At 34.7% G+C, this 20,203-nt stretch carries 17 protein-coding genes and 1 other RNA gene; 7 read left to right on the plus strand and 11 right to left on the minus strand.

Annotated features, from left to right (window positions below; all coding sequences use genetic code 11):
- Nucleotides 1-205 precede the first annotated feature (205 nt).
- The 6 genes from HCX49_RS20620 to HCX49_RS20645 all read right to left on the minus strand — a co-directional run bounded on the left by HCX49_RS20620 (nt 206) and on the right by HCX49_RS20645 (nt 7,475).
- Nucleotides 206-772, minus strand: coding sequence for an OmpH family outer membrane protein (locus HCX49_RS20620; protein WP_031287178.1), 567 nt, complete (start codon nt 770-772; stop codon nt 206-208).
- 117 nt (nt 773-889) lie between these two features.
- A complete protein-coding gene (locus HCX49_RS20625) occupies nt 890-1,423 on the minus strand; it encodes an OmpH family outer membrane protein (protein WP_132772033.1) in 534 nt (177 codons plus the stop codon).
- A gap of 582 nt (nt 1,424-2,005) precedes the next feature.
- The gene (bamA, locus tag HCX49_RS20630) at nt 2,006-4,573 is read right to left on the minus strand and encodes an outer membrane protein assembly factor BamA (RefSeq protein ID WP_132772032.1); all 2,568 of its coding nucleotides are present in this window, start codon (nt 4,571-4,573) and stop codon (nt 2,006-2,008) included.
- 121 nt (nt 4,574-4,694) lie between these two features.
- Nucleotides 4,695-5,432 carry an isoprenyl transferase gene (locus HCX49_RS20635; RefSeq protein ID WP_132772031.1) on the minus strand — a complete coding sequence of 246 codons (738 nt, stop codon included), beginning with the start codon at nt 5,430-5,432 and terminating at the stop codon, nt 4,695-4,697.
- A 418-nt stretch (nt 5,433-5,850) separates the two neighbouring features.
- Nucleotides 5,851-6,738, minus strand: a complete 888-nt coding sequence (locus HCX49_RS20640; RefSeq protein WP_021188282.1) for an NAD kinase — start codon at nt 6,736-6,738, stop codon at nt 5,851-5,853.
- Nucleotides 6,739-6,812: 74 nt separating this feature from the next.
- Nucleotides 6,813-7,475, minus strand: a complete 663-nt coding sequence (locus HCX49_RS20645) for a CBS domain-containing protein (protein WP_132772030.1) — start codon at nt 7,473-7,475, stop codon at nt 6,813-6,815.
- Nucleotides 7,476-7,705: 230 nt separating this feature from the next.
- On the opposite strand from HCX49_RS20645, the gene HCX49_RS20650 reads away from it, so the two are divergent.
- Both HCX49_RS20650 and HCX49_RS20655 read left to right on the plus strand, forming a co-directional pair.
- Nucleotides 7,706-8,539, plus strand: coding sequence for a 1-acyl-sn-glycerol-3-phosphate acyltransferase (locus HCX49_RS20650; protein WP_132772029.1), 834 nt, complete (start codon nt 7,706-7,708; stop codon nt 8,537-8,539).
- Nucleotides 8,540-8,543: 4 nt separating this feature from the next.
- Nucleotides 8,544-9,503, plus strand: a complete 960-nt coding sequence (locus HCX49_RS20655) for a GNAT family N-acetyltransferase (protein ID WP_021188280.1) — start codon at nt 8,544-8,546, stop codon at nt 9,501-9,503.
- Between the two features lie 30 nt (nt 9,504-9,533).
- Here the strand turns inward: HCX49_RS20655 and HCX49_RS20660 are convergent, their stop codons facing one another.
- The 4 genes from HCX49_RS20660 to HCX49_RS20675 all read right to left on the minus strand — a co-directional run bounded on the left by HCX49_RS20660 (nt 9,534) and on the right by HCX49_RS20675 (nt 13,368).
- The gene (locus HCX49_RS20660) at nt 9,534-10,847 is read right to left on the minus strand and encodes a DEAD/DEAH box helicase (RefSeq protein ID WP_021188279.1); all 1,314 of its coding nucleotides are present in this window, start codon (nt 10,845-10,847) and stop codon (nt 9,534-9,536) included.
- Nucleotides 10,848-10,954: 107 nt separating this feature from the next.
- Entirely contained in the window at nt 10,955-11,275 is a 321-nt protein-coding gene (locus tag HCX49_RS20665) for a GNAT family N-acetyltransferase (RefSeq protein ID WP_132772028.1), read from the minus strand.
- 158 nt (nt 11,276-11,433) lie between these two features.
- Nucleotides 11,434-11,850 (minus strand): VOC family protein, encoded by a 417-nt coding sequence (locus tag HCX49_RS20670; RefSeq protein ID WP_132772027.1) that lies wholly within the window; start codon nt 11,848-11,850, stop codon nt 11,434-11,436.
- Between the two features lie 126 nt (nt 11,851-11,976).
- Nucleotides 11,977-13,368, minus strand: a complete 1,392-nt coding sequence (locus HCX49_RS20675) for an arginine decarboxylase (RefSeq protein ID WP_132772026.1) — start codon at nt 13,366-13,368, stop codon at nt 11,977-11,979.
- Nucleotides 13,369-13,477: 109 nt separating this feature from the next.
- Between HCX49_RS20675 and argS the strand changes: the two genes are divergently transcribed.
- From argS to HCX49_RS20700, 5 genes are all read left to right on the plus strand, one after another.
- A complete protein-coding gene (gene argS, locus HCX49_RS20680; RefSeq protein ID WP_132772025.1) occupies nt 13,478-15,262 on the plus strand; it encodes an arginine--tRNA ligase in 1,785 nt (594 codons plus the stop codon).
- 8 nt (nt 15,263-15,270) lie between these two features.
- Nucleotides 15,271-16,353, plus strand: coding sequence for an oxidoreductase (locus tag HCX49_RS20685; RefSeq protein ID WP_237682863.1), 1,083 nt, complete (start codon nt 15,271-15,273; stop codon nt 16,351-16,353).
- A gap of 9 nt (nt 16,354-16,362) precedes the next feature.
- Nucleotides 16,363-17,556, plus strand: coding sequence for an NAD(P)/FAD-dependent oxidoreductase (locus HCX49_RS20690; RefSeq protein ID WP_132772024.1), 1,194 nt, complete (start codon nt 16,363-16,365; stop codon nt 17,554-17,556).
- Between the two features lie 69 nt (nt 17,557-17,625).
- Nucleotides 17,626-18,004: RNase P RNA component class A (rnpB, locus tag HCX49_RS20695), an RNA gene on the plus strand.
- A gap of 55 nt (nt 18,005-18,059) precedes the next feature.
- The gene (locus HCX49_RS20700; protein WP_132772023.1) at nt 18,060-19,475 is read left to right on the plus strand and encodes a sigma-54-dependent transcriptional regulator; all 1,416 of its coding nucleotides are present in this window, start codon (nt 18,060-18,062) and stop codon (nt 19,473-19,475) included.
- Nucleotides 19,476-19,497: 22 nt separating this feature from the next.
- Here the strand turns inward: HCX49_RS20700 and HCX49_RS20705 are convergent, their stop codons facing one another.
- On the minus strand, nt 19,498-20,160 hold the full coding sequence (locus HCX49_RS20705) for an HAD family hydrolase (RefSeq protein ID WP_021188276.1): 663 nt from the start codon (nt 20,158-20,160) through the stop codon (nt 19,498-19,500).
- Between the last annotated feature and the right edge of the window lie 43 nt (nt 20,161-20,203).

The following is a 20,203-nucleotide window of genomic DNA, read 5'->3' on the forward strand; positions in this document are numbered from 1 at the left end:
GTAAGGTAAGGTAAGGTAAGGTAAGGTAAGGTAAGGTAAGGTAAGGTAAGGTAAGGTAAGGTAAGGTAAGGTAAGGTAAGGTAAGGTAAGGTAAGGTAAGGTAAGGTAAGGTAAGGTAAGGTAAGGTAAGGTCATAAAAAAAACAGCAGACCTTGAAGGGACTGCTGTTTTTTTATAACCTGAATTTATTTCAGGATTTAATTAATTATTTTTTTGCTGGAGTTGCAGGAGCAGCTGTTGCAGAAATACCTAATTTTGTTTTTAAAGCAGGTGTTAAATCATCTCCGCCTTGGAAATAAGGAATGTTTGTGCTTGAGATATCAAAAACATAAGCAAATCCTTTTTCTTTAGATACAGCAGTAAGTGCATCTGATACTTTTCTATGAATAGGAGAAATCAACTCTTCTTCTTTTTTGTTTAATTCTTCTTGAGCAACACGTTGGTTTTCGTTGATACGAGTTTCAATATCGCGTAGTTCAGTACCTAATTTTTGTAATTCAACATCAACAGTCTCTTTGTTTGCTTCGCTTCTGTTACGTGCTTTATCATTTGCTTCTTTTTGTTTCGTTTGATACATCGCATACATATCTTGAAGCTCTTTCGTTTTTCCGTCGCTTAAAGTTTTCAATTGGCCTTCCGCTGTTTTGAATTCTGGTGTTGCCTGAATTACTTCAGCTAAATTAACGTGACCAATTTTTTGTTGTGCCTGAGCTAACTGAGTAGCGAAAATAACTGCTACAAATGCAATAGCACCTTTAAATAAATTTCTCATTCTTTTCATTTTAATCTTAAATCGTCTCTTCAAATTATAATGAGACAAATTTTTGTGTTTCTAATTTAATACTTACTACTACTGGTATTTGTTCTCGCAATATTAATAAACTAATATTTAGTTTGCAAGTGCTGAATTAGGTTTTAATCCTAATTTAATAATGACGTCATTACTTTTATCCAATTTTGGATTTGCATATAGGAATGTTACTTCTTGACCTCTATCCAATACAAGATCGAATCCTTGCGCTTGTGCTATATCTTGAATTGCTTTGGACACGCGTTGTTGTATAGGTTGAACCAGTTGCTGACGTTGTTTAAATAACTCGCCTTCAAAACCAAATTTTTGTTTTTGATAATCTTTTACTTCTTTTTCTTTTTTCACGATTTCATCTTCGCGACGTCTGCGCATATCTTCATTTAGTAAAACTTGATCATTCTGATAAGCTTTATACATTTTTTCTATTTCAGCATATTGTTGATCTACCTCTTGTTGCCATTTTTGAGAAAGATCATCTAACTGTTTTTGTGCGGCTGTATATTCAGGGATATGCTTTAAAATATATTCTGAATTAACATAGGCAAAATTTTGTGCAAAAGTAGCTGATATGGTAACTACGACAAATGCTATTACTAAAACTATTTTTTTCATATTCTCTGAAAGTTTTATAGACTATAATATATTATTTAACACTAATTTACTTTAAGACCATGGATAAACCCAATAGTTTAATTTGGGAAAATCATCTCCAGTAAACTTACTGCCCAAAAATAATAAAAAAGAAGCAATCTATGCGATATTTTTCGGGTTTAACACTATTTAACTTGTTTGCCCTTTTTCCTTCATGTTATGAGTAGTATAGATTCTAGTGATTAATGATGATTTGATGAATTATCATTTTTTTTTGTTGGAACTTTTATTGAAATATTATCAATGATATGTAGCATTTAATGCGTGTTTTTTATTTGTTCCGTTAAATTAGTAGTATCACTTATAATCGTTTTTTATAGGTGCTTTTTCGAGGGGGTTATAATCGAGTTGCTGGATGTGAGTATGGTATTTTATACTTTTGGCATAGGAGATGAAACGCGTTTTTAGAATAATTGAAAACTTAGTGTTTAAAACAAACTTCTCAACCCTTTTAGGAATTGGTGGTAAAAAGAAAGGCTTTCACAATGGTGAAAGCCTTTCTTTTTATTTTGATAGTACCTGAGGGTTGGATAAATCCAGCGATTAAAACCCGCCCATATTTTGCATGATACTGAATGTGAAATTTTGTTTCCACTGGCTACTTTGTAAACCTGGGATCGGATCAAATGCGTGACCGTAATCGATACCTAACATACCAAATATAGGTAAGAAGATACGTGCACCAACACCCGCTGCGCGTCTTACTTTAAATGGATTGTATTCAGAGAATTTGTTCCAAGTATTACCAGCTTCAGCAAAAGCTAATACAAAGACTGTTGCTTGTTCATTTAACATGACAGGATGTCTCAATTCCATTTGGTACTTGGTGTAAATTGGACTACCTGAACGCATAGCGATATTAACGTTTTGTGTTCCTTCTGGAATAATGGAACCATTTGCATAGCCACGCATCGCGATGATTTCAGATCCCTGTAGGAAATCAAATCCTTGCATACCGTCACCACCTAGTTTGAAGCGCTCAAATGTAGAGATTCCTGTTTTGTTGGAGTAGCTACCTAAGAAACCGAACTGTGCCTGTGCTTTGAACACCAATTTACCAGCAATCTTTGCATACCATTGTGAATCAAATTTCCATTTGTGGTATTCAGTCCATTTGTATTTAACTTCCGGTGCAGATGTTTCGTAGTTAATTTTGTTAAACAATGAATATGGAGGCGTAAGTTGTACTGAAAACTTTAGATTAGACCCTGAAGTAGGGTAAATCGGTGCATCAATCGTATTACGGCTGATTTCCTGTGTTAAGTTAATGTTGTAAGCAGTACCGTTGTCAAACAAGAAATAGTTTGAATAGTTCTGTAATTTGTAACGTTGGAACGAAAGGGAAGTATTTACCTGGAACCAGTTGTCTGGCCATTGTACACGCTTACCTAATGTTGCGGTAACACCAGTCATCCAGATACGGTTAAGATCTGAATCTTTTACCATCTGCTCTCCTGTATAGTAGTTAAAACCTCCGTAAGAAGAGCTTGATGTATATGCGCTAAGACCAAAATAAATTGGTTTTTTACCGCCTAACCAAGGTTCTGAGAATGAGAAACTATAAGATTGGTAACGTTTACCTGAAGTTTGTCCACGAACACTCAATTTTTGTCCATCACCGCGTGGTAGTGGTTTCCAAGAGCTCTTATCAAAGAAGTTACTTGTCGAGAAGTTATTGAACGTTAAACCTAAGGTACCGATAATTTGTCCAGCACCGTAACCGCCTGATAGTTCAACTTGATCGGAAGGTTTTTCTGTAACGTTATAAACGATATCTACGGTTCCTTCAGCATGGTTAATATTTTCTGGAACTGGATTTGTTTTCTGTTCGTCAAAATTACCCAACTGTGCAATTTCACGAACAGAAGTCATGATAGCTTCTTTTGAAAATTTTTGACCTGGTTTTGTACGAATAGATCTTAATACTACGCGATCATTGGTCACGTCATTTCCTTTTACTATAATATTGTTGATGGTGAACTGTGCACCTTCATATACGCGTAAATTTAAATCAATTGTATCGTTATAAATACGCGTTTGTTCAGGATCAATTGAGAATGTCAAATAACCATCATTCATATACAGAGAAGAAATATCATCACTATTTCTTCCTCCACCCATCAATTTAGTCGTTAATTTTTCTTCACTAAAAATATCACCTTTACGGATTCCTAAAATTCTATTTAAAACTGTGTCTGTATATTTTGCGTTTCCTGACCATTTAATATTACCAACATAATATTTAGGGCCTTCATACACATCGATATTGACTAAGACATTTTTATCATCAACTTTAATTACGGAATCTTGGATAATTTCGGCATCGCGGAAACCTTTGTTTTGCATTTTCGCAACTAAGGTTTCTTTTGCTTCTTTATATTTTTCTTCTTTGAATTTTCCAGGTCCAAAAATACGGAACCAAGCTTTTTGCTTAACCCCTTTTAAGTTCTTACGAAGCTGTTTTTGTGTGAATTCCTTATTTCCGGTAAATGTTATCTTTTTAACACGAACTTTATTTTTACGGTCAACATCAGCAATTAATATCTCATTATTAGCTTGAGTAGTATCTTTAATAGTACTAATCTTAATTTCTGGATATAAATAAGCTTTCTCTCTTAAAAAACGTTGAATTGTATTGCGTGTTGTATTGATCAAGTTTTCATTGACAACTTTACCTGCGTTATCTTTTAATCTTTTACGAACTTCCTCTGTTTGACTTTTACTTAAACCGTTAATGTCTATACGGGTTAATCGAGGTCTTTCGTTAACACGAATGTTTAGAAAAATAGTTTCACCTTCTATTTTTTCAGCCCATAATTGGACATCATCAAAAAGTCCTTGTGCCATCATCACTTTCACGACATTTGATGTGGCCTCACTAGGAACTTCAATATATTGGCCAACGACAAGTTTGGAGATGGTAATTAATACATTGTTGTCAAGATGCTGCGTTCCCGAAACAGTAACACCACCAATAATATAGTCTTTAGGGGATAAATAACTTATCTGGTCGGGGTCATTCAGGTTTATAGCAGTTCCATTCACTTGAGCTTGTGCGAATTGTGGTTGGGTACATGCTAAAAATAATATAACAAATAGTATGCGCTTCATTTATAAATTTTTATTGATGCTAAAGTACACCAATCAGTTGTTAATTTTTGTTAATTAAGAAAAATTTAAGAACCAGCAGATATGAAGGTTTAAAATCAGTCAGCAAAGTTACTAATAAAGATTAGATCTGTTCACTTGTTTTTCCAAATCTTCTTTCTCGCTTTTGATAGTCAAGAATTGCCTTAAAAAGGTCTTCTTGTTCAAATTCAGGCCACATCTTATCTAGGAAACAGAATTCAGCATAAGCAATCTGCCATAAAAGAAAATTACTAATTCGATATTCTCCGCTTGTTCGGATTAATAAATCTGGGTTTGGTAAGTTTGAAGTGTAGAGATTTTCCTGAAATACCTCGGTTGTTATATTCTCAATTTTCAGATCTCCTTTAACAACTTTTTCTGCTATTTTTTTTGTTGCTTGGACGATTTCCTCCTGCGAACTATAACTTAATGCTAATGTTAGTATACATTTATCATTGCCGGCAGTTAAATTCATTGTTTCCTGCAATTTTTCTTGACAATTTTTAGGGAGCTTAGATAGATCTCCAATTGCATTTAAACGAACACCGTTTTTTTGGAAAGTTTTCACTTCTTTTTTTAACGAAGATACCAGCAACTCCATTAACGCTATTACTTCTAGTTTGGGTCTATTCCAGTTTTCTGTTGAAAAAGCATACAAAGTAAGGTGTTTTACGCCAACCTGTAAAGTTGCTTCTAGTGCCTCTCTTACAGCTTTTACTCCGCTTTGATGACCAAAAATCCGTAATTTTCCTTTTTCTTTTGCCCATCTTCCATTGCCGTCCATAATAATAGCAATATGTTGAGGAAGATTGTTTTTGTCAATATGATCTATTATGCTCATTTTCTATTTCTTTACTTCTGCCTATCTCACGATTGGTAAAAACATTTATTTCTAAATATATGCTACAAGTGTATCGTTTTTTCGTAAGATAGTTGTTGAAATTGGCCTGATGCCTGTTTTAATTTCAATCGTGTATACTTATTTTAATTTCGTTGTATACAAACTACCACTGCAATTAAATTATTAAATTAGTGTGAAGTGCTACGTCAGATTTCCTTGTATCAGGTGTGATTTTCATTTGAAAAATGTAATTTCCTAATATCCTCAAGAAATTGCGCTTGCCATTAAGCAATTTTTTCTTCATTAATTTTTAAGTATTGCTGCATAAGGATAACTTATATTAACCAGATTCTTTAAAATATCGTGCGGTAAATATAAATCTTTTTGACGAATAGCGGATTACAAATTCATGTTAACGCTAATAATTTCTTACATCTAAGCCCCAAAGTAGTTTCTCCCGGAGTGTTTCAAAATAGCTTTCACCTTCTAATCTGATTAAATTAATATAGAATGGCGCTTTAGTTATTTTTAGTTTGACATTACTTTCTATTGTTTCATTTTTAGAATCGCAGCTCAATATATATTTTTCGGAACGACTTTCAATTTCTAATGCTAATTCAAATTCAGATGATATAACTACTGGACGAACATTTAAATTGTGTGGTGAAATTGGGGTAATTACGAAATTGCCACTTCCAGGCATAATGATAGGTCCTCCGCAACTTAATGAATATGCCGTAGATCCTGTTGGTGTCGCGATAATTAGACCATCGGCCCAATAGGAGTTTAAAAGTTCGCCATTTAAGTACGCATTTACTGTGATCATTGCAGAACTATCATATCTAAAAACGGTAATATCATTCAAGGCATAATTACTGTTTCCGCCAAATAATTCTCTGTCAGGCGATTCTACGGCTAGTAATGCTCTTTTTTGTATTTTATAGTTTTTAGCTAGAATTTGATCAATTGAAGGTTCAAAATCTGTTTTATTTATGGATGCTAAGAAACCTAATCTTCCGAAATTTATGCCTGCAATAGGGATTCCGGAATTATGGATTAGTGATACTGCTGATAACATAGTTCCATCACCACCCAGGCTTAACATAAAATCTGTGTCTTTTGGCAGATTCTCATTAGAGCTGTAAGTGGAGAAGGTTTTATTACAGTCAAATTGTTTTTGTAGAAAAGTATAAAAGCTGTCGTAGATCCAAATCTCAACATTTTTCCCATTTAAATATTCCAGTAAATGCTTTACATGGGGAATAACTGAAGGACTAAATTCTCTACCATAAATTGCTATTCTCATATTGTACAGTATTTTTTATTCTAGCAGTAATGATTGCATTATTTTGCCAAAGATGAGAAAAAACTAGCGTATTGCTAAATATTGATGTAATTCATGAGTTGTTGGTAACGATCTTCTAAATCATCAAATTCTTGCAGTGTATTGAAAGATGCAATGACTTTATAATTTTGTCGTGCGAAGGAAGATAGTAGAGAAGCGATGTTTGACTTATTTACTTTCATTGTCACAAGCAATGTTGCATTTTCAGGGACTGTTTTTGTTGAACAGTTTAAAATTTGAGCATTTTCTGCTTCAACTAGATGTGCTATTTTAGATAAAGAAAAATCATGTATTCCAATTTCTAAGGTAATAATTGCTCCTATATCATTTAGTGATTGCAATACTGAAATCGTTTTTACCAACTCTAAAGAAGTCAATACTCCTTCAAATTTATTGTTTTCATCTAACACAGGTAAAGTACTTATGTTATAAGCTGTCATTAAACGGATCGCATCGTATGGATGTTGATTTGCCTTGATATAAATTGGGTCAGTTTTTAAATGAACAGAAGCAATTGTATTTTGATCATCAAGGGCATTCAGTAAATCATTTTGAGAAATAAATCCTAAATAATTATCACCATCAACAACAGGCAACAAATGAAATTGGAAATCTTCCATTCGATCTAAAGCAAAAGCAATTGTGTCAGATTGCTTTATCGTCGTGTTTTGTGAAAGAGGAATGTTCGCTATATACATATGGATAATTTATCTGTATACTATTGACCTTAAATTTAGTAAAATGTTTAAAGAAAACCTTTTTTATTAATAAAAAAGCTTTCTTGCATTAAAGGTCATTAAATTTTTACTTTAACTTTGCACAGTTTATATATTATTGATAATGGATTGTACAAATTTTATCTACTTTTACAAAAGTGCGATTTATATTTTGAATATATAATGAAGTTAAATCATAGTACTGAAATTTTATGAGTGAGGTTGCAAGTCGGAAATTTATTGAAGTTAGAGAAGTAATTCGCAAGAAAAGTCCCAAGTTGATAAAATGGATTCCATCTTTTTTATTAAAGTATTTGGAACGAACTATACATGAGGACGATATCAATGATATTATGACTCGGTTTTCGGACTTGAAAGGTTTGGATTTTGTTGATGCTTTAATTAAAGATCTAGGCGTTAATGTTGAGCTAAAAGGTGCGGCTAATATTCCGATTGATGAAAGCGTTATTTTTGCTTCAAATCATCCCTTAGGTGGATTAGATGGAATTGCTTTTATGCATGCTATTGGACAGTACCGTAAAGATGTTAAATTTTTAGTCAATGATATATTGATGAATGTCGGTAATCTTCAGCCGCTATTTATACCTGTAAATAAATTAGGGGGACAAGGAAAAAGTGGGATCGCCGCCATAGAGGAAGCTTACGCGTCTGATAGTGCTTTATTGGTATTTCCTGCGGGTTTAGTTTCTAGAAAACAGGGAGACGGAAGAATTGAAGATCTTGAATGGAAGAAAAGTTTTATAAATAAGGCAAAGAAATATAAAAAAGATATCGTACCTGTCTATATTGAGGGGAAAAACTCTAACTTTTTTTATAATTTTGCAAGGCTAAGACAGAAGATTGGCTTAAAGGCAAATTTGGAAATGCTTTATCTACCTGATGAAATGTTTTCTCAACGCAACCAAACTGTGACGATTGTTATTGGCAAAAAAATATCTTACACACATTTTGATCAATCTAAAGGCGAAAAAAAATGGGCTGAAGAGGTGAAGCGATTGGTTTACGGAATGTCTCAAGAAAAATAGAATTATGCAAGAAATTATTGCTCCTGTTGATAGAAAATTGTTAAAGGCAGAATTAGGTAAAGATGCTTTTATACGATATACCAACAATGGAAATAACGAAATATATTTGATTAACTATCATAATGCACCTAATGTGATGCGGGAGATAGGACGATTAAGAGAATTGACGTTTAGAGGTGCTGGTGGTGGAACTGGTTTATCAATTGATATTGATGAAAATGATACATGCGAAGATTGCTACGATCAATTGATTGCCTGGAATCCTGAAGAAGAAGAAGTTGTTGCAGGCTATCGTGTCATCAAATGTGCCAATGCTTCGGTAAAAGATGGTGTCCCAAATTTATCAACAGCTCATTATTTTCAGTTTTCCGAACGATTTAAAACGGATTATTTGCCCTATACAATTGAATTAGGCAGGTCTTTTGTCCAACCAAAATTTCAACCAGCAATTGATAACCGCAAAGGAATCTTTTCTTTAGATAATCTATGGGATGGATTAGGTGCATTAGTGATGATTAATCCAGATATTAAGTATCTTTTCGGTAAAGTGACCATGTATCCGCATTATAATAAAGAAGCCCGTGATTTGTTGCTTTATTTCATGGAGTATCACTTCCCTGATCATGAAAATTTAGTGGTACCAATCCCAAGTTTAAATTGTGAAAATGATTTTTCTAAATTTGAAGGTATTTTCGATGGATTAGATTATAAGGAGTCTTATAAATTATTAAATAGTAAGGTTCGTGCGTTGGGTGAGAATATTCCTCCTCTGATTAACACTTATATGAATCTATCTCCAACGATGAAATCGTTTGGGACAGCAATTAACGATGAGTTTGGTGAAGTTGAAGAAACAGGGATTTTGATCATTATTGACGATGTTTATCCTGTGAAAAAAGAAAGACATATGAATACTTTCGAACGTGATCGGGAGTATGGTAATAAAAAACCAAAGAGAGGCTAAGCCTCTCTTTTTTTGTAATTATTTTTTGCTTTAAGAATCTCTTCTTCTCGAAGAAGTTCTGTTTCTATTTTCAGATCTTGGACCGGATGACGTTCTTCTTCTATTTCCTCCAGGACTAGCGTTATTTGAACTTTGGCCATTTCTGGATGTAGATGATGGTCTGCCAGATTTCTTTGCTGTACCAGCTTTCTTTGGTGCTACACCTGAGATATGTAAAGCATAGGGATGCTTCTCAACTAAAGGGATCTCCATACGGATGGATTTTTGGATATCTAGTAAGAATGCATATTCTTCTTCGTCGCAGAATGAAATCGCTTGACCATCTTTACCTGCTCTACCTGTACGGCCTATTCGGTGTACATATGATTCTGGTATATTGGGTAAATCATAGTTGATTACAAATGCCAACTCATCTATATCAATACCACGTGCAGCGATATCGGTAGCAACCAGTACACGTAGTGTACGATCTTTGAAGTTTTTAAGGGCATTTTGACGGGCACTTTGAGATTTGTTTCCATGAATGGCCGCAGATTGAATATTCTTTTTTGCAAGATCTTTAACGATGCGATCTGCACCATGTTTAGTTTTAGAAAAAACTAACACGTGATTTATATTTTTCTCCTTTAAAACATGGATTAACAAATCTTTTTTATCGTTTTTCTTAACGTAATAAACTTCCTGTTGGATCTTTTCTGCAGTAGTAGATTCTGGAGTTACTTCAACCTTGATAGGATCAACAAGAATATGATTTGCTAATTTCTGAATCTCAGGTGGCATTGTTGCTGAGAAAAATAATGTTTGTCTTTTTTCAGGTATTATTTTAATTAGCTTCTTTACGTCATGGATAAATCCCATATCTAACATACGGTCAGCTTCATCTAAAACAAAAAATTCTAAATGTTTTAAATCGATATATCCTTGACCGTATAGATCTAGTAAGCGGCCTGGTGTAGCAATAAGCACATCAACACCTCTCTTCAAGGCATCACGTTGTGGTTGTTGTCCGACACCTCCAAAAACAACTAGACTTTTAAGTGGAAGATCTTTGGAGTATTGATTGAAATTTTCTTCAATTTGAATTGCTAGTTCACGTGTGGGTGTTAAAACTAATGCACGAATATTTTTTTTCGCAGTTTTAACTTTTGAATAACTTAACATTTGAAGTATAGGAATGGCAAAGGCAGCTGTTTTACCAGTACCTGTCTGAGCGCAACCTAATAAATCATTTTTTCTAAAAATAATAGGAATCGCCTGTTCCTGAATTGGGGTAGGAGTAGTATATCCAACAGCTTCCAATGCCTTAAGGATTGGTGCTATGAGTTTTAAATCTTGAAATTGCAATCTAATTTATTTATTTGTAAGCGACAAAGGTAGCTTAATTTTATGGATTGCAACTGAAATTTGTTGAAACATTTATTTTTAATATGATCTAAAAATATGATTAATACCTACTTATCCTCTTGAAATCCTTCAAAACTTGGGTCAACGATTTCTTTCCATTCTGGATGTTTTTTTATATACGCGTATACCAAAGGGCATAATGGAAAAAGGGTGTAATGATGTTCTTTCAGGTATTGTAATGTTTTTTCAATGACAGCAGTTGCTACTCCTTGACCCGCTAATTGAGGGTCGGATTCGGTATGAATGAGCCAAACTTTACTAGGTCTTTCTTTGAATGCGATAAAGGCTTGGTATTCTCCTATATGAAGTTCAAAATGATTTAATTGATCATTTTTAGTTAAAGGTAAGTTGATAAATTCTTCTTTCATGGTTTGTTATATTTTATATGGATATAATATCAATTGCATGCATATTGTTTTGACGGGTCGAATGATAATGGTGCTTCGGGTAGACAAATAATCTTATTTTTAGCATAAGAGTTTCCTGGTAGCACTACTGGCGATCTCAGTCTGTTATTCATCTTATTTTAGCATGCTTCTTCTAAACCCTTTATATTAATTTTTTTCATCTTGACCAAAGCTTCCATTGCTTTTGGATTTGAAATGAGCATATGAATTCTTTTAGGAATTATTTGCCAAGAAAAACCAAATTTGTCTTTTAGCCAGCCACACATATTTTCTTGACCTCCATTTGCGGTCAACATATTCCAATGGTGATCGATTTCTTGTTGATCTTCACATTCAACGACAAATGAGACAGCATCTGATGGTTTATATGATGGACCTCCGTTAAGTCCCATAAATCGAGTTTTGTTAATTTCAAAAATAACGACCAGAGAATTGGATGAGATGATTTTTCCATCTTTAAATACTGAACAGTAGAAGTTTGCTGCATCTTGGGCTTGACCATCAAACCATAAACAATTATAAATTGAATCTGTCATAACTATGGTTGGGTTAAAGTATTATATACCTAAAATACAAATTAATCATGAATAACAGATATTAAATAAAACAAAAAAGGTTAGAAATGAAAATTTCTAACCTTTTATTGTGAGTTGACTACGCGCTTATTGGTAGCCCAATAATTTCATAACCTGTTTTGAATTTTGTTCCTCACCAAAAACTTCGTAATTGAATGTTTCGTCGCGGTTACGGCGAATCAGTACATGCTTTGGAGATGGTAATAAACAATGATGTATACCGCCATAACCACTCAATACATCTTGGTATGCTCCTGTATGGAAGAAACCTAGATATTGTAATTTACGTGTTTTAGGCATGAATACTGAACTAGTATGTGCTTCTTGATTGTAATAATCTTGGCCATCACAAGTAATACCACCTAGGTTTACCCGTTCATATTCAGAATCCCAATTGTTGATCGGAAGTAAGATATATTTTTGATTTAAAGCCCAAACATCTGGTAAGTTTGTAATAAATGAGCCATCAATCATAAACCATTTTTCACGATCATTTTGTAATTTACGACCTAAAACCTTGTAAAGGATACCTGATGCTTCGGCAACGGTATATTTACCAAATTCAGTAATAATATCCGGTTCCATTACTTCATGTTGTGCACAGATCTGCTTGATCCTGTTCACAATTTCATTGACCATGTACTCATAGTCAAAATCATGCACTAATGAATCTTTGAAAGGCATGCCTCCACCGATATCTAAAGTATCTAAGTCTGGGTTTACTTTTTTAAACTTACAGAACAATGTAACATATTTTTCTAGCTCATTCCAGTAATACGGGGTATCCGATATACCTGAATTGATAAAGAAATGTAACAGCTTTACTTTGAAGTTAGGATTGTTCGCAATTTTGTTGTTATAGAATTCTATAACTTCTTCGATACGAATACCTAGTCTTGAAGTGTAAAACTGTGAGTCTGGCTGTTCTTCCGATGCGATACGGATACCTAAAGCACATGGTTCATCCAATTCAATTTCATCATCATAGAGATTGAATTCCTCTTTGTTATCTAGGACGGGGATAATATTCTTATACCCATCATGGATCATGTCGATGATATACTGTTTGTATTGGTATGTCTTAAAACCATTACAAATCACTGTAATGTCTTTTTTTACTGTACCTTGACGTTCTAAGGAATCGATCATCGGCATATCAAATGCAGATGATGTTTCTAAGTGAATCTCATTCTTCAATGCCTCTTCAACAATATGTTTGAAGTGGGAAGATTTGGTACAATAACAATATTTGTAGGACCCTCTGTAGTTGTGTTTCAAAATTGCGGTTTGAAACAAAATTTTCGCTTGTTGAATTTTTTTGCTGACGATTGGCAAATAAGTAAAACGCAACGGCGTACCGTACGTTTCTATCATTTCCATTAAATTCAAATCGTGGAAATACAATTCGTCGTCGATGATTTCGAATCCGTCTTGCGGAAAACCAACACTTAGGTCAAGAAATTCCTGATAGCTCTGCATTTTTTATTATTTTTGCAAAGATATACTTTCAATATGAATACAAGAATAGCGAATGTGAATTATTTTTGTATTCTATTTCAGGGAGTTGCATATTTTACATAATCATTACATGGCGAATTCTATTCAAAACAGACTTATTGAAGTCACTGTTCAAGCTGTAAAACAGCTTTATAATGCAGATATTTCTGAAAATCAAATTGCTCTGCAAGAGACACGCAAAGAGTTTGAGGGGCAAATTACAATTGTAACTTTTCCTGTTACCCGATTTTCTAAGAAATCTCCTGAGCAGACTGGTACGGAAATAGGTGAGTATTTGAAAACTCATATCTCAGCTATTACTGATTTTAACGTTATTAAAGGGTTTCTAAATATTTGTCTTTCGGATGAATACTGGATTTCTCTTTTAAACGAGACTATCGTGAAATCTGATTTTGGGGTATTTCCTTCGAATGGTAAAAAATTAATGGTGGAGTATTCTTCTCCAAACACCAATAAGCCGCTTCACTTAGGCCATATTCGTAACAACCTATTAGGATATTCTGTTGCAGAGCTTTTAAAGGCTTATGGTTATGATGTCATAAAAGCCAATCTGGTAAATGATCGCGGTATTCATATCTGTAAATCTATGCTTGCATGGCAAAAATTCGGAAATGGAGAAACTCCTGAGTCTACGGGTATGAAAGGTGACCATTTGGTGGGTAAATATTATGTAGTTTTTGATAAAGAATATAAAAAAGAAATAGAAACACTCAAAGTTGAAGGTCAAACTGAAGATGAGGCTAAGAAGAATGCGCCATTGATTAAAGAAGCACAAGCGATGTTACAGCAATGGGAAGCTGGTGATGAGGCTGTGATTGATCTTTGGAAAACAATGAATACCTGGGTATATGCTGGTTTTGAAAAAACGTATAAGCAACTAGGTGTTAACTTTGATAAATATTATTATGAATCAAATACGTATTTGTTAGGAAAAGATATCATTCAAGAGGGTTTAGATAGTGGTGTTTTCTTTAAGAAAGAAGATAACTCTGTTTGGATTGACTTAACTGCCGACGGATTGGATGAAAAGCTTGTCCTGCGAGGCGATGGTACTTCTGTATATATTACTCAAGATTTAGGTACAGCTCAATTGAAATACGATGAGTTCAAGATGAATGATTCTATTTATGTGGTCGGTAACGAACAAGATTACCATTTTAAAGTATTGTTTTTGATCTTAAAAAAACTTGGTAAATCTTGGGCAGATGGCTTATTCCATTTATCTTACGGGATGGTCGATTTACCTTCTGGAAAGATGAAATCGCGTGAAGGTACAGTTGTAGATGCTGATGATTTGATGAGTGAGATGATCGAAACAGCGAAAGAGCGCACAGAGGAACTGGGTAAAACGGAGGGCTTGTCTGAAGAAAATAAAAATGCACTTTATAATACCATCGGTATGGGGGCTTTGAAATATTTCTTATTGAAAGTTGATCCCAAAAAACGTTTATTGTTCGATCCGAAAGAGTCTGTTGATTTTCAAGGAAATACAGGTCCTTTTATCCAATACACTTACGCTCGTATTAAGTCTGTTCTTTCTAAAGTAAATTTTGATGAACAGTCGAAAGTATCGGTGCCAGTATCCATATCGGCTTATGAGCGTGATTTGATTATGACTTTGGGTAATTTTCCAAGTATTATAGCAATCTCAGCTCAAGAATTCAGTCCAGCGCAGATGTCTAATTATATTTATGATGTAGCTAAATTGTACAATAAGTTTTATCATGAAGAGACTATTTTAAAGGCAGAAATTGAAGAAGTGAAGAATTTCCGTTTGCACCTTTCGGCTTCTGCAGCAAAAGTTATTGCAAAAGGAATGAGTTTATTAGGAATTGAAGTTCCTGAACGTATGTAATTTATCTCATGATGGCTCAAAAAATCCGTGTTGGTTTAATTGGTTTTGGTATTTCAGGACAAGTATTTCATGCTCCTGTTATGCGATCTATTGCTGACCTAGAATTAGTAAAAATAACTGCTCGCAAAGCGGAGCAAAAATTAATTGTAAGTGAAAAGTATCCTACAGCGTTGGCTGTAGATCATGCTGACGAAATATTAAATGACGATTCCATTGATTTGGTGGTTATTGCTACCTCTAATGATATGCACTATCCTTTTGCTAAGCAGGCATTGCTAGCAGGGAAACATGTGGTAGTCGAAAAACCGTTTACCAATACATCTGAACAGGCTGATGAATTGATCGCATTGGCAAAAGAAAGTGGTAAAATTTTATCTGTATATCATAATTTAAGATTCAACTCAGATTTTAGAACGATCAAAGAGGTGATTAAGGATGAACGATTGGGGCAGATCAAGAATTTTGAAGTTCGTTACGATCGTTTCCGTAACCATCTTAGACCGGGTGCGTGGCGAGAAGATAATCTGCCTGGTTCAGGAATCTTTTATGATCTTGGAGCGCATTTAATTGACCAGACGCTACAACTCTTCGGTAGACCAAATGCTGTATTTGCAGATTTGACTATTCAAAGACCTGGAGCGGGGGCAATTGATAATTTTGAAATACTACTTTACTACCCGGAAATGCGTGTTTCTTTGAAAGGAGGGATGCTTGCTAAAGAGCCGACTCCGCGATACACTGTATTTGCATTAAACGGAAACTTCCTTAAAAATGGTGTTGATCCTCAAGAGGAATTATTACGTGCTGGTGCATTTCCTGATGAAGATCCAAACTGGGGCAAAGAAGATCCAGCTATTTATGGTAAATTAAATTTACTTTGGAATGGCGAAGATCTCGAAGAGACCGTTACTTCGAAATTAGGCAGCTATCCTGATTATTACCAAAATATAGCAGATGCTATTCTTGGGAAAACTCCTCTAATTGTTACAGCAGAACAAGGACGTGATGTTATTCGTATTATCGAACTGGGGATACAAAGTCAGGCGGAACGCCGTGTCATTTCATTAGATAATGAACTAATAGGCTATTAATATATAAATATGAAGCAATATGATGCCATTATAGTTGGGGGAGGGGCGTGTGGGCTCATGTGTGCTGCTCAAGCTGGATTATTAGGTAAGCGAACTTTAGTGATTGAACGAAATGATAAAGTTGGAGCTAAGATTCTAATTTCGGGCGGAGGAAGGTGTAATTATACCAATTTGGGTACTGACATCGATAATTTTGTGTCTGAGAATGCAGACTTTTTAAGATCTGCATTTAGTCAATGGACGGTAGATGATACATTGAGTTTTTTTGAGTCGCATGGTATATTTGGTGAGGAGAAAACGTTGGGACAATTATTTCCTTCTTCGAATAAGGCTAAAGATGTTGTAGCCGTTTTTACTAAGATCTTATTTGCTACGGATCAGGATATAAGATTAAACACGGTTGTTAAAGCTATAGAAAAGCTTGAGGATGACTTTGTCTTAACAGTGGAAAGTGAAAAGGGCATTCAGCAGTTAACGACAAAGAAAGTTGTTATGGCCAGCGGAGGTTTACCTGTCGCGAAGTTGGGAGCCTCTGATTTTGCTATTCGTACGGCTAAGAAATTTGACATGGCAATTGTCCCTACCGCACCTGCTTTAGTACCTCTAACTATTACAGGAAAGGAGGCTGAATGGTATGCTTCTTTAGCTGGTAATTCAGTTTTTTCTAGAGTTTATAATCATAAGATTAGTTTTGAAGAGAACATCCTTTTTACGCATTGGGGCTTAAGTGGTCCTGCGATTCTACAGATTTCATCTTATTGGCGTGCTGGAGAAGAGTTTTATATTGATCTTTTACCTCGGTTTCAATTGGATAAAATAATCAAAGATGAACGTAATGAAGGTGGAAAACGTTTGGTTTCGAGTATCTTGAACGATTACTTTACTAAACGTATGGTGGAGGCACTGGGTAAATTTCTTCCTTTAGAAACTAAAATAGCATCTTTAAGTAAAGCGGATGCAAAATTGATTATTGATACTATTCATAAATTTAAAGTCAAGGCTGCTGGAGATAAAGGGTACGATAAAGCAGAGGTAATGCGTGGTGGTGTTTCTACTGCAGAGCTGCATGCTAAGACTCTAGAAAGTAAGCGGGTAAGGGGATTGTTTTTTGGAGGAGAGGCTGTTGATGTCACCGGTTGGTTGGGAGGCTATAATTTTCAGTGGGCTTGGGCATCTGGTTATGCTATAGCACAAGCACTTTAAATTCAAAATTTCATTCTTTTCTTTATTTATAGGGAATAATTATCAATCTAAATCCTACCTTTGCAGAAGAAGCAAACTGGTTCTACCGCTGCTCCCTTGAGGAGGAGAGGAAAGTCCGGGCAACGCAGAGCAACACGCTTCCTAACGGGAAGGATGCTGTTACAGCAGACAGAAAGTGCCACAGAAAATATACCGCTTTTCGGAGTAAGGGTGAAAACGTGAGGTAAGAGCTCACGGTCTTGTATGGCGACATACATTGCGGTAAACCTCGTGTGTTGAAAGACCAAATAGGTTGCGAAATTCGAAGGCTGCTCGTCTTCTTTTAGTTTAGGCTAAGATTCGTAATGGGTAGGTTGATGGAGCTAGTTAGTGATGACTAGCCTAGATAAATGGTAGAAACTCCGATTTTTTCGGTTTACAGAACCCGGCTTATAAGGTTTGCTTCTTTTTTACTATATTACCAATAATTTAGATAACCTTTAAGGAAGAGTAATAATACTTTTATGAGTACAATATTAATTATTGATGACGAACGGGCAATCAGAAATTCACTAAGAGACATCTTAGAGTATGAAGATTATAATATACTAGATGTAGATAATGGTATTGAGGCCTTAGAGATCATTAAGAAGGAAAAAATTGATCTTGTTCTTTGTGATATTAAAATGAATAAGATGGATGGTATGGAGGTTTTGGCAACTGCCCAAAAAACAAATCCAGATCTTCCTTTTATTATGATTTCGGGTCATGGTACGATAGAAACTGCTGTCGAAGCCGCTAAAAAAGGTGCCTTTGATTTCTTAGAAAAGCCACTTGATTTAAATCGTTTACTTATCACGGTAAGGAATGGCTTAGAGAAGGTCTCATTAGTTACTGAAACTAAAGTTTTAAAGAAAAAGGTAACGAGCTATAAAACCAAAGAAATCTTAGGTAAATCTGAAGCGATTAGTCGTATTAAAGAAACAATTGATCGGGTTGCACCTACGGAGGCTCGCGTACTTATTACAGGTGCAAATGGTGCCGGAAAAGAACTTGTTGCACGTTGGTTGCATGAGAAATCTAATCGTGCAGAAGGTCCTTTAATTGAAGTTAACTGCGCAGCAATACCATCGGAATTAATTGAGTCTGAATTATTTGGTCACGAAAAGGGATCTTTTACTTCCGCTATTAAACAACGTCTTGGTAAATTTGAATTAGCTACCAATGGTACACTTTTTCTGGATGAAATAGGCGATATGAGCCTTTCTGCCCAAGCTAAGGTGTTAAGGGCTTTACAAGAGCATAAGATAACCCGTGTAGGTGGTGATAAGGAAATTGATGTGAATGTTCGTGTTGTTGCAGCGACGAATAAGAATCTCTTTAAAGAGATTGATGAAGGGAATTTTAGAATGGATTTATACCATCGCCTTTCTGTAATTCTTATTCACGTACCTTCATTGACTGAACGTGTGGATGATATTCCTTTATTATCGAAAAATTTTTGTGAAGAAATTTGTAATGAATATGGGGTTCCAATAAAAGAAATTACACCTGCTGCATTAAAAGAGTTGAGTAATCTTCCTTGGACGGGTAATATTCGCGAATTACGTAACATGATTGAACGCTTAATTATTTTAAGTGATAAATCTATTACGGATAGGGATGTTATTGCATTTGCAAATCCTTCAAACACGGTGAATGCTATTTCTTCTCATGCACATACGGATAATGGATCTAGCCATACGACTCAAAATGGTGGAAAGGTTGATCTAGATAACTTTGCTTCTTTTCAAGATTTTAAGGATTTTGCAGAGAAGGAGTTTATCAAATATAAATTAGAGAAAAACACGTGGAATGTTTCTAAAACTGCTGATGATTTAGATATTCAGCGAAGTCATTTATATAGTAAGATCGAAAAATTCGGTCTTAAAAGAGATTAGAAAAAAGGGCTTGATAATTTTATCAAGCCCTTTTTAGTAATTCTAAAATCTTGTAAGTTGATATCTCCGTGTAGTCATTGATGTATGCATGACAGGTTGGAAGTTGATCTTTGGTGTGGGTAGATAATACGCCAACTACTGTCATTCCCGCATTCAGACCAGCTGTAATTCCTGAAAAAGAATCTTCAAAAACGACGCAATTTATAGGCTCTACCTCTAAATTATTAGCGGACGTTAGATAAACTTCTGGATGTGGTTTATGATGACTAACATTTTCACTACATAAGATCGAACCCATTTTGGATCGGATATGAAGTGCATCTAAGATTAAATCCATATTTTCTTTAGGTGCAGAAGTGGCCACTCCAGTTTTTAAATCATTTCTCTTGAGGTCTTCTAAAAATTCTAAGTAACCTGCTATTGGTGTGATCTGATCTTTATAAATAATTCTAAAGAGTTCTTCTTTCTCAAACTCTAACTTGATCAATTCATCAGGAGCTATTGTTCTCTTGAAAAAATGTTGCATGATATAGCTATTGTGTTTACCATACATATGCTCCTGAAATTCTTCTTCACTACTTTCAATATTGTATTTTTTGAAAAATGCTTCAAAAGCTTTAGCGTGATAGGGATTGGTGTGACAAATAACACCATCCATATCAAAAATAACTGCGTAATTACTCATAGTGCTAAGGTACATTTTTGACATTAAAATATGATATTATCCT

The organism is Sphingobacterium sp. B16(2022), from assembly GCF_012030425.1.
Taxonomy (GTDB): domain Bacteria; phylum Bacteroidota; class Bacteroidia; order Sphingobacteriales; family Sphingobacteriaceae; genus Sphingobacterium; species Sphingobacterium anhuiense.